The sequence below is a fragment of the Bradyrhizobium sp. STM 3843 genome (genome assembly GCF_000239815.1).
Classification (GTDB): domain Bacteria; phylum Pseudomonadota; class Alphaproteobacteria; order Rhizobiales; family Xanthobacteraceae; genus Bradyrhizobium.
The window spans coordinates 1-13,122 of the sequence record NZ_CAFK01000015.1 but is presented as its reverse complement, the minus strand read 5'-3'; the positions used below and the strand labels follow the sequence as shown (position 1 = coordinate 13,122).

Here is a 13,122-nt window from a genome sequence, read left to right as displayed (position 1 = left end):
ATGACGCGATTTTTCCGGATTGCCGCCGCGGCGGCCCTGACCTCGGCGCTCACGCTGACTGCGGCAATGGCCGGGGACGCCGACATCAGCGGCGAAGTGAAGAAGATCGACGAGGCCGCAGGCAAGATCACGTTGAAGCACGGCCCGGCTAAGAGCCTCGGCATGGACGAGCCAATGACGATGGTCTACCGCGTCAAGGACCCTGCTGTGCTCAAGACAGTGAAGGTCGGTGACAAGGTGACGTTCGAGGCCGCGCAAGAGGCCTCGGGCTACACGGTGACCAAGCTGCAGAAGAGCAAGTAGCGCGCTGTCATTCGCGAGGCTACAGACCGTGGACGGGTTCGTCTGACTGCGTCATTGACGCAGTCGCCCTCTGCAGGACCATTCCGGGGCGCAAGGCGACGAAGTCGGCGTTAGACGCCGACTTCGCGCCGACAGCGAAGGCCGGAATGTCCCGGAATGCGCGCGTGACCCGCTAGTCGAACATCGCCTCGGCGGTTTCAGACGGTGGCGTTGCATCCGCCGACGCTGATCGCGGCATCAGGTAAACAGCGGTCAGGATGTGGAGGACGCAAAAGCCGGCCACAATCATGACCAGCAGCATATTCTCACTCAGGGCCGGGAGCTGAATGGAAGCCTTGCGCTCCGCTCTCACACGGGTTGGCATCAACGATCCCTCAACTTCGTCAGATCAAGCTCTTCACCGGACTTCTCAAACAGATGCGCGTGTTGTCTCAGAATGCGTTCGGCCTGCAGCCGCCGCGAATGGTGCAACATTGCCGATAGAAATTTGAAAAAGCCTGGACGTTTCGGAGTGGCTTGGGAAGCGGTTCGGGCCGAAGTGGCGGCCCTTAGTGAAAATGACGCCTGTGCCATCGGATAGGCTCCGCAATCGGGTCAATATGCGCATAGGTCGTCGCAGCCGGCTCGCGCGACTGTGGGCGATTTCACATTTCAAGAAAAGTTTACGAGCCGCCCGCACCTGTCTCGGCGGTGCCACGCGCTGCGATTGCGATCGAAGGCGATGACATCGACTGGGCCGGCGTCACGCTGGCGGTGCGGCGCGCGGCTGGGGCCTGAGCGGAGCCGATAACTGTCTGTCGTCAAATCGCCGTTGTCGATCAGGCATAGAGAGGCTTTCCTTCGATTGAGCCTGATATGCTGACCGACACGCTCCTCCACGTTCTCTACGACCTGGCGCAGTCGCGCTTTCTCGTCTTGTTCGCCTGCATCTTCTTAGGTCTGGGCGCGCAGATCGTGCCGCCGTTCCGCCCGCGCGCGGATGGCCAGGCGCGGTTTCGCACGCTGATCCCGATCCCGCTCGGGGTCGTGCTTGGCGTCGGCAACCTCATCTATGGCACGGAGCTGTCCGCCAACTTCATCCACCGTTACGGCATGCAGGGTCAGGCGACGGTGACCGGCTCGTATGACACCGGCAACTCCTACAACGACCAGCGCGTGATGGGCCACAACGTGCTGATCAGGACGGCTGACGCCAAGACCGTCGAGACAAGCTTTACGGATGCGGATTTCAACGTCTATCCGCCGGCCAATGGCGTCTATTATCCGCAGCAGGGCGACATCTTCAATGTCAGCTACATCGCGAGCTTCCCCCAGGATTTCATCATCATCAGCAACGATGACAGCCCATGGGCGCGACGGCTCGCTGCTTCGAACTGAATTCGGCGATGCAGCAGGCCGACGCCAAGCGGCGCTTCGCCCCGGCCTCGGAGGAATTCCGGCAGGCTTACGAGGCTGCCGCACAGGCGGCGCACGCTGCCGGCTGCGATCGGGGTTCGTGACAGGCGGATGAACGTCGGTGCCATCGGCCGGTCGAGAATGCGTTGAATTCTAGGTCCCCGCCGCCGATCCGCCACTCCCCTGCCTACAACCGATGGCTGTATTCCGCATGGCGGCCGCGGCGCGGCCGTCCCTGACGGCCGGGGCGAGGGGCGCCTGACACCATCGTCCGTCGCCGCATCGGCCGACAGCAGAGCGGACATGGCATTCGCCAGTTGCCCGCCGGACTATCGAGCTGCGAACGTCAAATCCAAAGCTTCCACTCACATCAATCAGTTAGCTGGTAGTCCCTGCCCGCCACATGCGCAGACGTGACACCCGGATGAGTTCCGAATGTTGAGACCGAACCGTCAGCGGCAAATGTGGCCGTGGCTTTTTGGCCGCGGTCTTGCGCATGGGGCTCTGCGCATCACCACCACCCGCGAGTGGTAGCCGGCTCCGAGGACCTCTGACATAGTGGCACGAGAAGCCGCGCCAGACGGCGAGCGCGCGGCCAAGCCAGGGGGATCAGCCATGCGGGCAGCGATGGTGATGGGCTTGCTTGCGGCAGGATTGGGCATGGCGGTCGCGTCCGTCGCGCCGGCGGCCGCGCAGGCCATAAAGGGAGGGCGTCCGACCACGGCCACTTCCGTCGGCGAAGGCAGCAAGCTCCAGGAGTCCAACGAATGGACGGTCGGCCTCGCCGGCGGCTTGCTGGAAGGCACCAACATCCGGTTCGCCGCCGAAATGGCCAAGGTGCTCGACGACCGGCCGAACCTGCGGGTGCTGCCGATGGTCACCTACGGGGCGCTGGGCAATATCGAAGACCTGCTCTACCTCAAGGGCGTCGACATCACGATCACGTCCGCCGACGTGCTCGACGAGTTCGCGCGCAACGGCACCCTCGCCAACATCAAGAACCGGATCCGGTACATCTGCTCGTTCTACATCAACGAGATGCATGTCTATGTCCGTCCTGAGATCAAGACGCTCGAGGATCTTGCGGGCAAGAAGGTCAGCTTCAACACGCCGGGGAGTGCGGCGAACCTGACCGGCGGCATCATCTTCGACCGCCTTCACATCAACGCGGAGAAGGTGTTCATCAACAATTCGATCGCGCTCGAGAAGATGCGGACCGGCGAGATCGCCGGCGTGGTGCACGTCACCGGCGCGCCGACGGACCTGTTCGCCAAGTTCAAGCCGGAGCCGGGCTTCCACTTCCTGCCGGTGCCGTATACGCGGGCTTTGCAGGACTATTATGTGCCGACCGCACTGACGTCACTCGACTATCCCAATCTGCTCCAGCCCGGCCAGAGCATCGAGACGGTCGGCGTGCCGCAGGTGCTGGCCGTCTACAACTGGCCTCCCGAGAGCGAGCGATATCGCCGCGTCGCCCGCTTCGTGGAATATTTCTTCAAGCGGTTCGACCAGTTCAGGCAGCCGCCATTTCATCCGAAGTGGAACGAGATCAATCTCGCTTCCACGGTCCCCGGCTGGACGCGTTTTCGCGCCGCCGACGAGTTGCTGGCGGAGATCGCTCCGGCGGAGGGGGACCGCGCCGTCAAACAGCAGTTCGACGAGTGGATCAAAGTCAGGGCGGCAAAGACCGGCCAGCGCATAAGCGACGAAGACGCCATGGCGTTGTTCAAGCAATTCCGCGGCTGGATGAAGCGGGACGGCAGCCAGCCCGCGCCGTAGGTCGGACCGATGTGAGGCGACGCTGCAGTGCTCCTGTCAAGACCACCAGCCTCCTGCCAAGCGCGGCAGGAATTGCCAAGACGGCCTGGAATGCCGCGAATACCTGCGCGGCCTGGTCTCGCGTTTCGAAATTCGCCTCAAGCGAAGACACGCATAAGTAGCATATGGGACAGCTACTCTCTTTTGATTATGGATTTTTTTGGACGTCGGCTTGACCCGCCCTCACTTTGGACGAAGATTTCGACCATAATACCGCCGGGACTGTGAGGCGAAGAGCGGATGCGCATCGGCAGCTACCACGTCGTGCCGCGGAGATCGGAAAGAGATATTCCGATGGTATCGGCGTGGAGGGATGAGCAATGCGCTCGTGCCTCGGTGAGGAAGCGCGGCCGGGTCGTTGGCATGCGTGGGTTCGCTGGTGTCTCGGTTCTGACGTTCGTACCATCGCGGCGCGCGCGTCTACGAATGTCAGAACTGAGGGATACTAGCAAAATCAGGATTCGAGTGTGGCCTTGTCTGACATTCGCTTGGGACTGCGCCGGTGATGCCGGAGCGAATGTCAGATGCGCCACACACGTGAAAAATGGCCGGCGTGAGCGAAAGGTGAACGCACGCTGTCGCCAAATCGAAAGCGAGGGGGAGTTCAGCGTGAGCGGGGGTTTAGCGTGAATGACATCAGGCACAACCACGATCCCAACAGCCTTGCCTACTATGCGCCACCGGGATCGGACGCCAGAAGCGCATCGACGGTGCCGCCTGAGGATGACGGCGCGTCACTGCAACGCCGGACCGATGAGCCGGCGCCGCACCTGCGCGTCGTGGGGACCAACGAAACGCGCCCCGGCGACACATCCGACGCCTTTAGCACCGCCGTTGCCGCCGCGCTGCGGCAGCAGATGGAAGCCGAACAGTTGAAAGCATCCATGCTGAATCGCGGCAGATCAGGCCCAAGCCTGGCGACTTTTGCGATCGCAACCGTCGGCGCAGCCGCGGTCGCGCTGGCCTATACCGTTCTGTTTCCGCTAGCGCAGTCGACCTCCGAACAACACGGTTGGTCCTCGGCGCGGCTGTTCACCGCGGCGCCGCGCCGCCCGCCGCCGACATTGGTCGTTCGCAATCAAAGCGGAGCGATCAACGAGCCGCTCGAGCTCGGGGTCACCATCGACAAGGCCGAGCCGGGGTCGACCGTCACCGTCAAAGGTCTCCCGATCGGGTCGCGGCTCACATCCGGCACACAGACGAGCCCGGGCGAGTGGCGCGTTCCGGCAGAGGCCGCCACAGACGTCGTCGTGACGCCACCGGCGGACTTTGCCGGCGAGGTCAAGCTCCTGGCCGAGTTGCGGGGCGCAGACGGGGCTGCCTCGGTCTCGGCCGTGGTGCAATTGGGATGGAAGGCGCCTCCACCGCCTGCGCCGGTGGCTGCCGATATCCCGGCTGCTCCGGTTGCCGTGCCTCCTGCTGCGCCTGTGGCCGCTGCGCCGCCGGCGACTCCGGAGCCCGCCACGGCGGCGCCGGCGGGCACGGAAACAGCAGCCACGGAAACGGCGAAGACCCCCGCCGTCACTCCCGTCACTGATGAGGTCGGCAGCCTGATCCGGCGCGCGCAGGAGATGCTCGCGATGGGCAACGTGAAGGGCGCGCGGGCTCTGTTGCTTCGAGCCAGCGATGCGCATGATCCGCGCGCGGCCTATGCACTGGCGCAGACCTATGATCCGACCGTGTCGCACCAGTCAAGCGCCGCCGATGCCGCCACCGATTTGGCGCTGTCGCGGTCGTGGTATCAGAGGGCTCGGGAGTGGGGAGCGCCGGAAGCGCAGCGTCAGCTCGATGCGCTCGCGTCGGCCAATGGACGCCGAGACAAATGATCCTTGGTTGATTTTTGGCTGATCCTTGGTTGATCCTTGGTTGATCCTTGGCGCGTGCGCACCAATGCCGAAGACGGGTGACCGCCCGAGTGGCGGTCACCGTGCATTCAACAACGCACTTCACTGATAACTCACTGATAACCGATCTCACGCGCCCTCGCGGGGTTCGCCCGGCCGTGCCTGCACGTCGCGACCCAAGCTGCGCCGAGCGCCATAGTCACGTTCGCGGCGAGGAGAGAACCGGCTCTCGCTGCAGACCCGTAAGGCCCCTTCAGCAGCTCAGTGGCGAGCCCGGCCGTGAGCGTCCGAGGCCTTGGCCGAAACAGGTCGGGGCGAGCAACGCGGGTGACGACTGAAGCTGCCCAGCCCCGCGCTGCCGGAGCGCCGCTTGATCACTCGTCCTCGGCCTCGGCGAGCTCCTCGAGTTCTTCGAGCTCCTCAAGCTCTTCGGTCACGTGATCGACCACATCAAGGGCTTGCTGGACGTCGAGGAGACTCTTGATCGCGGTCTCCGTCTCACCCTGCTTATAGCCGGCTGCAATGGCTTTGATCCAATTCTGGCGCACCTCGACCAGCACCGTGCGCGCACTCATGAGAGTTTCAAGATCGTTGTCGGCCATGTTGCTCCTCGCCATCATCTCGTTTGGTTCCTAACCGCGAGGTATGGCACTCATATGTCAAACAGCGAGAGCTTCGACACGGCCCGCGAAAAGGCCGGCTCGGATCTCTCCGTCGACAACATCTTCAGGTTGTAATAACGACAAGCCGCTCCCGTTCGGACCGGTTGCGATCACCGCGGCGGGCACGCGTGGTGGTGCGCTGCCACGCCATAGGCCTTCACCATTAACCAACCGCTAACCATGCAATGGCTAAATCTTGCCGGGCTGAAGGCGGGGCATGCCGAAAGAGACGTTCGGAAGATCGTCAGTCAGCCCCCCAGGGCCGCGTGAACTTACAAGAACTCCTTGGAGAACGAGCCTTGGGCAGCAACGTCGGATCCCGCGCCTTCCAGAACGCCAGGCAGCAAAAGAAGCTGAAGAAGCAGGCCGAGACCCTGCTGGCGGCGGCGTTCACCGCCTATCGCGAGGGACGGCAAGCGGACGCGCAATCGCTGTGCCGGGAGCTGCTGCAGGAGCAGCCGAATTGCTTCGAGGCCCTCCACATCCTCGGGGTATCGATCGTCCATGGCGGGCGGTTTGCGGAAGGGCTCCCGTGGCTCGAACGCGCTGTGGCGCTCGACCCGCGCTCGGCCGAGGCGCAATCCAATCTGGGCTTCGCGCTGCTCCACCTCGGACGCTATGACGACGCGCGCAGGCATTTGCAAAAAGCGGTCGCGCTGCAGCCGAATTTCCCCACGGCGCAACGCAATCTTGCCGACACCCTGCTGCACCTGAAGCTGCCGGAGCCTGCGCTCGTAGCCTTCACCCGCGCCATTCAGCTCAAGCCCGACGATGCCGACGCCTGGAGCAATCGTGCGGTGGCGGAATTGATGCTGGGACACTGGGACGCCGCGGCCGCCAGTTCCGAGCGCGCGCTTGCGTTGCGGCCGGGCCACGTCGAAGCGCTGATCAACAAGGGGCAGGCGCAGCTCGAGCTGCGGCACTTCGCGATCGCCGAGGCGGCATTCAACGCAGCGCTTGCGATCAGGCCGGACAATGCGGAGTTATTGGCCCACCGCGGGCGGCTCCATCTGCTGATGGACCGGAGAGCCGAGGCCGAAGCGGATTATGACGCGGCGCTCGCGCTCGACCGCACGCTGATGTCGGGATGGCAGGGCAAGACGGAGCTCAGCATTCTGAACGGCAACCTGGCGCAGGCGATCGCCGCCTGCAACAAGCTGCTGGAGCAAAATCCCAGGTCTGAAGTCGGCCTCACCTTGCGCGGCGCGTGCCTCGGGCGACTTGGCGACCCTGCCGGTGCGATCCAGCAATTCGATTCCGCGCTCGAGATCAGGCCGGACTACGCCGAGGCGATCTCGAAGAAGATCTTCTATCAGGACTTTGTTCCCGAATCCGATTTCGCGGTCCAGCAGGCCACGCGCCGCGCCTGGTGGGACGCCTATGGCTGCAAATTCCCGCGGCGGAGCCTTGCAGCGCGACCGCTCGACCCGAACAAGCGCATCGTGATCGGCTATGTCTCGTCCGACTTCAGGATGCATTCGGCGGCCTTCGCCTTCCTGCCGGTGCTTCGCAACCACGACAAGACGCGCTTTCAGGTCAACTGCTACGCATCGTCGGCGGCGCGCGACTCCTTCACTGAAACCTTCCGGTCGCTGGCCGATGTCTGGGTCGATGCTGCCGCCCTGTCGGACGACGAACTGGCGGATCGCATCCAGGCCGACGGCGTCGATATCCTGGTCGACCTCTCGGGGCATACGACGGGCAACCGCTTGAACGTGTTCGCGCGCAAGCCGGCGCCGGTGCAGGTCACGGCCTGGGGCAACGGCACCGGGACCGGACTCGCCACGATGGATTACATCTTCGCGGACCCCGTTTCGATCCCGCAAGAGGCGCGGCCCCTGTTCGCGGAAACCGTCTACGATCTTCCCTCGGTGATCACAATCGATCCGATCGTCGGCCTGAAGCCGTCCGCGCTGCCGATGCGCGCCAACGGCCATGTCACCTTCGGCGTCTTCAACCGGGTCAGCAAGATCTCGGACTCTGCGCTTGCGCTATGGTGCAGGCTGCTGCGCGAGATCGACGGCGCGCAGTTGATCGTCAAGGACATTGCGCTGTCCGATCCGATGGTGCGCGACATGCTGCTTGCCCGCTTCCTGGCCCATGGCGTGCCGGACGGGCGCGTCATCTGCCTGGGCGGCAGCGAGCGCCATGACCATCTGCGCGCCTTCGCGCAAATCGACATCGCGCTCGATCCATTTCCGCAGAACGGCGGCGTCTCGACCTGGGAAGCGCTTTACATGGGCGTGCCTGTTGTCGCCAAGCTCGGCCGTGGCGCGGCGTCGCGGATGGCCGGCGGCATCCTCAGAGCCATCGGTCTCGACGACTGGGTCGCCGATGATGACGACGGTTATGTCGCGATTGCCAAGCGATTTGCCTCACAGCCGGATCAGCTGGAGCAGCTGCGGGCCGAGCTGCCGGACTTCATCGCCCGCAGGCCGGCCGGCGACGTCGTGCTCTACACCCAACAGGTCGAAGCCGGCTACCGGCAGTTCTGGCGCGATTATTGTGCGGCGGCCGCGCGCGGCTGACTCGGGCCGCGCGGTGATGACGTAACGACAGCGCCGGTGGCTTCGTCGCGCTGGCGTCTCGCGACGAACGCGTCTCCTCACGGAATCGGATAGCCCTTCCACAGCCATTCCAGCGCGGAGGGCAGCGTCTGCGCGATGGTGGGCCTGTCGACGTGTTTGGCGTTCCGCACGAACAGGAACTGATAGTGGTAGCCCTTCTCGGCCAGCACTTTCGCCATCAGCTCGGCCGAGAGCGTCCAGTCGTGCATGCCATCGGGGATGATCGGGTTGGGATAGAACAGGTCCTGGTCGCCCATCTCGAACCAGTAGCGGATCGGCTTCACCGGCGCGCTCGGGATCAGCGGCGAACCCGGCGCTTCTGACGGCACCAGCTTGCCGTCCTTCACGGTGAGATTGGGCGTGGCGGGGCCCGTCCATGGCGAATGGAATTCCCAGGCGCCGCCGCGCAACGCGGGATTCTGCGGCCATTGCTGGTTCACCATGGTCGGTGAATAGGCCAGCACGCGGTGATAAAGATCGGGATTGAACCACGCCATGATGAAGGCCGCGGCGCCGCTGGAGCTTAAGCCCATTGTCGCGCGCCCCTCGGGATCGTCTGTCAGTTTCACACCGGCTTCTCGCTCGACGCGCGGCAGCACCTCGCGCTGCACGAACTGCGAATAGGTCTCGGAGACCGTGTCGTATTCCCGGCCGCGCTGCGCGCCTTGCGCATCCTGCCCGCCATTGCCGATCTGGATCGACACCATCGGCGGCACGCGCCGCTCGTGGATCAGATTGTCGAGCACGGTGTTCATGTCCTTCCAGGCGGCCGACCCGCCATCACCCAGTACGATGAATGGCAGCTCGGTGCCCGGCGCGATATTCGCCGGCACATAGACCTCGACCCTGCGGGTCCAGGTGCCGGGATGACTGGTGGTGACGACCATGTTCGATTTGTCGCCCGGCGCCGTGGTCGTGATCATGATCGACGAGTTCGTGCACCCCGCCACGTCGTCGCGGATCAGGCCGGGATTGTAGATCACGCTGTCGGCCGATGACATCGAGAAGGAGACGACGGTCCCTTTCGGCACCCCCTCCTTCGCGATCGTCTCAGGCGCGGCCGCATGGGTCGGTCCGATGACGAAGTTCCCTTCCGCCCCGGCCGGCGGCAAGCTGCCGTCCGGAAGCTCGGCGGCTTTCGGATAGTTCGGATTTTTCGGGTCGCGTGTCGGCGGCTTGGTCGAGAAGTCGAGCCCGGTGGTGTCGATGAAGAACGGCTTGTCCTTGTCGGTGGTGTTCGCGCCGGGTGGCACGATCATGTTTTGCGTGACGCACGGCGTCTGTGCCTGTGGCGTCTGAACTTGTTGCGCCTGAGTTCGGCTAGCTGTCACGAGCAACGCGGCGGTGATCAATATTCCCGCAAGGACCGTCTGGGCGCTTTTCATGTTTCTTCCCGTTCCGGCGTTCTTATGCGCAAGCCTTGACCGGGATTATGTCGAGCCGCCGACGGGTGGTCAATGCGATGAGCTTCCGACTTCGGCTCGTAACTCGCAGGGCGGATGAGCGTCGGCGTAATCAGCCAATGCACATGCCACACGGCTGGGCCGCGATCACGCTGCGCGCTGTCTCCAGGCGCTACGAGGTGCTCCGATGCGGACCCTCGGTCGGCTATTTCGATGCTTGGCTGATCTTGTGCTCGAGATGGCCAGTACTGTGATCTCGGCGCAATTGGCTCAGCGATGTCTCATTCAACTGAGACAAGACTTCGCTGAGTTTTGCCGTATCCGGATAGCCGGCCGCGAACGGCTTTCCGTAGATCTTGCGCAGTGTGCCGATCAGGGTGTTGCCGTGCTTCCTGCTGATCTCGCCATCCTTGTCCCGGTGACGACCATCCAGACCCGGCTCCTTCATGTCTTCCCTCCCTGCCTGCGTCTATGCGCTTTGCAGACACCGTGCTCCCAATCCACCTGATTGGCAACGCTCTGGAGGGAGCTGGCAGCGAGAAAATGATCAGCTCGTAGGGCAGATTGGCGTCAGCGTAATCCGTTGTTGCACGGCCACTTGGAATAGCGGCGCGCCGGCATAGAATCATCAATGCCGACCTGAACGGACGAAGGCTTACGGCGTCAGGCCAAGATCCTGACGATTCGCAACGCTATGACATAGACCGAACGATTTTGAGACAGTCCTGCATAGTATTTGGAACAAACTTACGCCTTCGCAGACCTCGATGCTTCAGCTCTGGATAACTGCGAAGGAAAACGGATGTCTGAAGTCGAGCCTCCCCGCACCGCGATGAGGAACATATGCCGACTGCTCGCCGCCGCCCTCAGTCTGACGATGGTGGCCATGACAGCTGTTCCGGCCGAGGCCGCCAAGGCCAGCAAACAAGACAAGATCAAAGCTGCCCAGGCAGGGAAAGCCAAGGCAGCCGCGAGGAAACAACTGACTGGCCGCGATCATCAGGGAAATCACGATAGCCTGACAAAGCCGAACAAGTCCGGGGCGAAGGGCGATCGGCACGCCAAGGGCGTCAAGCAGGCCGGCGCCGCAGGGAAGAAGAAAAAGAAGAAATGAGCGCGGAGGACGGATTAGCATTCGCATAATCCGCCGTTATGTGACGAATGTGGAAAAGCGGCGGTTAGGCCTGCAGCCACGGTGACACTGCACTTAATGCCCGATGAGGCGGCGCAGCCATCAGGCATCGCAGAGCCCGCGGCTTATCCTGACAGGCTCACGATCCCGTTTGATTGACTGCGCCGTCACCGCAATTCGACATCTGTCTCCAGCACATAACGGTGCTGCTTTATCGTCTCGCCTCGCGACAGAGAATCGCGCTGGACCACGTCAAGGGGATTGAAGCCGAGCTTGGCCAGAACTCGTCCAGACGCTGGATTGTCGTATGCGTGTCCCGCTCTGAGCTTAAGAAGAAGAGCGTGATTGAAGGCAAAGAGGATAAGAGCCTGAGCCGCTTCGAAGGCGTACCCTCGGCGCCAATGCGCACGATCGAACCAGTAACCCAAATTCGCTTCACGATCAGCGATCGCGTCCAAATAAGCCATCCCGATCATTTGCCCTTCAAGCTCGACGGCAAATCTGTACGCTTCGCCGGACTTCCATTGACGCACATGATCTGCGAACCACGCACCAACCTCCTCTCGACTTGGGGGAAACGAGCTCGTACGCAGCATGCGCGCGACTTCCCAGTCCGATTGAATATCGAAGGCCCGACCAGCATCAGAGCTGCATGTCGGGCGAAGAAAAAGGCGCTCCGTCTGCAGAGAACGAGGAGCTATCTCGACCGCAGTCATATTCACCTCATGCCTTTTCAGGCCGTCGACGAATTGCCTATTCTTTCAAGTCGTCCTCGAAATTCCGGCCCGCATAGGCGACGGTGACAATCTCCACCTGGTCTTTCAAGACCCGGAAAGCGATCGTGACTCTGCGCTCAAAGCCGATTGTGCGAAGGCCGGGCAGGACATCGTCCCGGCGTGTGCCGCGCTTCGGAAACGTGGCGAGCGCCATGCAGGCTTCCTCGATGCGGTCGATGAAATCGCCAGCGATATTGTGACCCGACCGCTCCGCGATGTATTCGTAGAGGCCAATGAGATCGGCCTCCGCTTCCGGCCGAAATACGACCTTGAACGCCACGCTTCAAGTGCCCCGCTTGGCCGCTTTCATGGTCCTCGCGTGGCGAGCCCGGAGGCGCTTGAAAACTTCGGCGGCCGGAACGCTGGGGCGCGGGTCCTTGACCGAGGCTTGCACCTTGGCGCGCAGGTAGTCGTCGAGCGCGGCATCCTGGCGGTCGAGGGCGCGCAGGGCCGCGCGCATGACCTCGCTGGCCGAGGCGTATTCGCCAGACTTCAGGCGCGCCTCGAGGCTTGCGAGCTGCGGGCCGAGCGTGACAGTGATGGGCTTGCTGGTACGCATGTGGCGCCTTCCTTTTGGAGTCCTTATATCACAGGGTATGACAGTGTCATACAGGACGAATTGATCTGAAGACGTGGATGGCCGCAACCGGCGCGGCCGTGACGGCGGAGAGGACGTTGGGCATTGCGCGCGAAGGCCGACCCGACCGGCAAATCGGTTGTTCGATTCTTTGAAGCGACGAGGGCCGCGTGCGCCAGAACCGTCGAAATCACCCGCGCTGAAAAGCCAATTTCGCTTGCGCCATCAAGCTGATTTGCCCTGTCCAGATCTTCGCCCAAAAATATTCCTGTTTCGATTTTTCAGAAATCATGGTTTCCTACACCCATCCCGCTTCCACCGGAGGGGCGTATCGCGATCGTCACGAGACGTGGGAAGGGGATGCGATGGGCGCAGTGGGTCGCAGCGTGGCTGATGTCGCGCCGACGAACGATCCGTTGCGCACGGCGAAATCGTGCGGTCCTGGCCTCCCGGTGCTGAGGCCAAGCTTTGCGGACGACGATCTGCGAAGCGACGGGGGCAATCAAGCCGGTCCCCGGGGAGACCACGTATAAGCCGTAAAGCCATTCGCGCAGGGAAGGCCGGATGATCCGGCTCGTACCTGTGGTGACTGCCGCCTGCTTTTTTGATGCAGGCGGGCCATGGGTGCGGACGGCACCCGGCCTT

General features: G+C 63.0%; 13 protein-coding genes. 6 read left to right on the top strand and 7 right to left on the bottom strand.

Translation table 11 applies throughout. The annotated features are described in order from the left end of the window. Window positions 1-303 (top strand): copper-binding protein, encoded by a 303-nt coding sequence (locus BRAS3843_RS03085; protein ID WP_008967251.1) that lies wholly within the window; start codon window positions 1-3, stop codon window positions 301-303. A 172-nt stretch (window positions 304-475) separates the two neighbouring features. Here the strand turns inward: BRAS3843_RS03085 and BRAS3843_RS42475 are convergent, their stop codons facing one another. Next, complete coding sequence (locus BRAS3843_RS42475) at window positions 476-604, bottom strand: hypothetical protein (RefSeq protein WP_008967250.1); 129 nt, start codon at window positions 602-604, stop codon at window positions 476-478. A gap of 554 nt (window positions 605-1,158) precedes the next feature. Between BRAS3843_RS42475 and BRAS3843_RS03075 the strand changes: the two genes are divergently transcribed. The 3 genes from BRAS3843_RS03075 to BRAS3843_RS03065 all read left to right on the top strand — a co-directional run bounded on the left by BRAS3843_RS03075 (window position 1,159) and on the right by BRAS3843_RS03065 (window position 5,342). Continuing rightward, on the top strand, window positions 1,159-1,680 hold the full coding sequence (locus BRAS3843_RS03075; RefSeq protein WP_008967249.1) for a hypothetical protein: 522 nt from the start codon (window positions 1,159-1,161) through the stop codon (window positions 1,678-1,680). A gap of 633 nt (window positions 1,681-2,313) precedes the next feature. Next, window positions 2,314-3,477: a TAXI family TRAP transporter solute-binding subunit gene (locus BRAS3843_RS03070; protein ID WP_008967248.1), complete on the top strand. Its 1,164-nt coding sequence runs from the start codon at window positions 2,314-2,316 to the stop codon at window positions 3,475-3,477. 665 nt (window positions 3,478-4,142) lie between these two features. After that, window positions 4,143-5,342: a hypothetical protein gene (locus tag BRAS3843_RS03065; protein WP_008967247.1), complete on the top strand. Its 1,200-nt coding sequence runs from the start codon at window positions 4,143-4,145 to the stop codon at window positions 5,340-5,342. 392 nt (window positions 5,343-5,734) lie between these two features. Here the strand turns inward: BRAS3843_RS03065 and BRAS3843_RS03060 are convergent, their stop codons facing one another. Then, the gene (locus tag BRAS3843_RS03060) at window positions 5,735-5,962 is read right to left on the bottom strand and encodes a hypothetical protein (protein WP_008967246.1); all 228 of its coding nucleotides are present in this window, start codon (window positions 5,960-5,962) and stop codon (window positions 5,735-5,737) included. A 359-nt stretch (window positions 5,963-6,321) separates the two neighbouring features. On the opposite strand from BRAS3843_RS03060, the gene BRAS3843_RS03055 reads away from it, so the two are divergent. Continuing rightward, window positions 6,322-8,550 carry a tetratricopeptide repeat protein gene (locus BRAS3843_RS03055; protein WP_008967244.1) on the top strand — a complete coding sequence of 743 codons (2,229 nt, stop codon included), beginning with the start codon at window positions 6,322-6,324 and terminating at the stop codon, window positions 8,548-8,550. Window positions 8,551-8,627: 77 nt separating this feature from the next. On the opposite strand, the gene BRAS3843_RS03050 is transcribed toward BRAS3843_RS03055, so the two are convergent. After that, the gene (locus BRAS3843_RS03050; protein WP_244425105.1) at window positions 8,628-9,848 is read right to left on the bottom strand and encodes an alpha/beta hydrolase-fold protein; all 1,221 of its coding nucleotides are present in this window, start codon (window positions 9,846-9,848) and stop codon (window positions 8,628-8,630) included. A 349-nt stretch (window positions 9,849-10,197) separates the two neighbouring features. Next, window positions 10,198-10,440 (bottom strand): hypothetical protein, encoded by a 243-nt coding sequence (locus tag BRAS3843_RS03045; protein ID WP_008967242.1) that lies wholly within the window; start codon window positions 10,438-10,440, stop codon window positions 10,198-10,200. A 354-nt stretch (window positions 10,441-10,794) separates the two neighbouring features. Here BRAS3843_RS03045 and BRAS3843_RS03040 point away from each other — a divergent pair, with 354 nt between their 5' ends. Next, complete coding sequence (locus BRAS3843_RS03040; RefSeq protein WP_008967241.1) at window positions 10,795-11,106, top strand: hypothetical protein; 312 nt, start codon at window positions 10,795-10,797, stop codon at window positions 11,104-11,106. A gap of 185 nt (window positions 11,107-11,291) precedes the next feature. Here BRAS3843_RS03040 and BRAS3843_RS03035 read toward each other — a convergent pair whose 3' ends face one another. Genes BRAS3843_RS03035 through BRAS3843_RS03025 form a run of 3 tightly spaced genes read right to left on the bottom strand, consistent with a single transcriptional unit; the run spans window position 11,292 to window position 12,459 of the window. After that, window positions 11,292-11,840 (bottom strand): GNAT family N-acetyltransferase, encoded by a 549-nt coding sequence (locus BRAS3843_RS03035; protein WP_035980674.1) that lies wholly within the window; start codon window positions 11,838-11,840, stop codon window positions 11,292-11,294. A 37-nt stretch (window positions 11,841-11,877) separates the two neighbouring features. Beyond that, window positions 11,878-12,180 carry a type II toxin-antitoxin system RelE/ParE family toxin gene (locus BRAS3843_RS03030; RefSeq protein WP_008967239.1) on the bottom strand — a complete coding sequence of 101 codons (303 nt, stop codon included), beginning with the start codon at window positions 12,178-12,180 and terminating at the stop codon, window positions 11,878-11,880. A gap of 3 nt (window positions 12,181-12,183) precedes the next feature. Beyond that, window positions 12,184-12,459, bottom strand: a complete 276-nt coding sequence (locus BRAS3843_RS03025; protein ID WP_008967238.1) for a type II toxin-antitoxin system ParD family antitoxin — start codon at window positions 12,457-12,459, stop codon at window positions 12,184-12,186. Window positions 12,460-13,122 lie beyond the last annotated feature (663 nt).

Excerpts from the sequence above, each read along its gene's own strand:
- BRAS3843_RS42475 (WP_008967250.1), bottom strand. The coding sequence starts at position 604 with ATGCTGCTGGTCATGATTGTGGCCGGCTTTTGCGTCCTCCACATCCTG.
- BRAS3843_RS03040 (WP_008967241.1), top strand. The coding sequence starts at position 10,795 with ATGTCTGAAGTCGAGCCTCCCCGCACCGCGATGAGGAACATATGCCGA.
- BRAS3843_RS03050 (WP_244425105.1), bottom strand. The coding sequence starts at position 9,848 with ATGATCGTGCCACCCGGCGCGAACACCACCGACAAGGACAAGCCGTTC.
- BRAS3843_RS03045 (WP_008967242.1), bottom strand. The coding sequence starts at position 10,440 with ATGAAGGAGCCGGGTCTGGATGGTCGTCACCGGGACAAGGATGGCGAG.
- BRAS3843_RS03025 (WP_008967238.1), bottom strand. The coding sequence starts at position 12,459 with ATGCGTACCAGCAAGCCCATCACTGTCACGCTCGGCCCGCAGCTCGCA.
- BRAS3843_RS03060 (WP_008967246.1), bottom strand. The coding sequence starts at position 5,962 with ATGGCCGACAACGATCTTGAAACTCTCATGAGTGCGCGCACGGTGCTG.
- BRAS3843_RS03035 (WP_035980674.1), bottom strand. The coding sequence starts at position 11,840 with ATGACTGCGGTCGAGATAGCTCCTCGTTCTCTGCAGACGGAGCGCCTT.
- BRAS3843_RS03070 (WP_008967248.1), top strand. The coding sequence starts at position 2,314 with ATGCGGGCAGCGATGGTGATGGGCTTGCTTGCGGCAGGATTGGGCATG.
- BRAS3843_RS03075 (WP_008967249.1), top strand. The coding sequence starts at position 1,159 with ATGCTGACCGACACGCTCCTCCACGTTCTCTACGACCTGGCGCAGTCG.
- BRAS3843_RS03085 (WP_008967251.1), top strand. The coding sequence starts at position 1 with ATGACGCGATTTTTCCGGATTGCCGCCGCGGCGGCCCTGACCTCGGCG.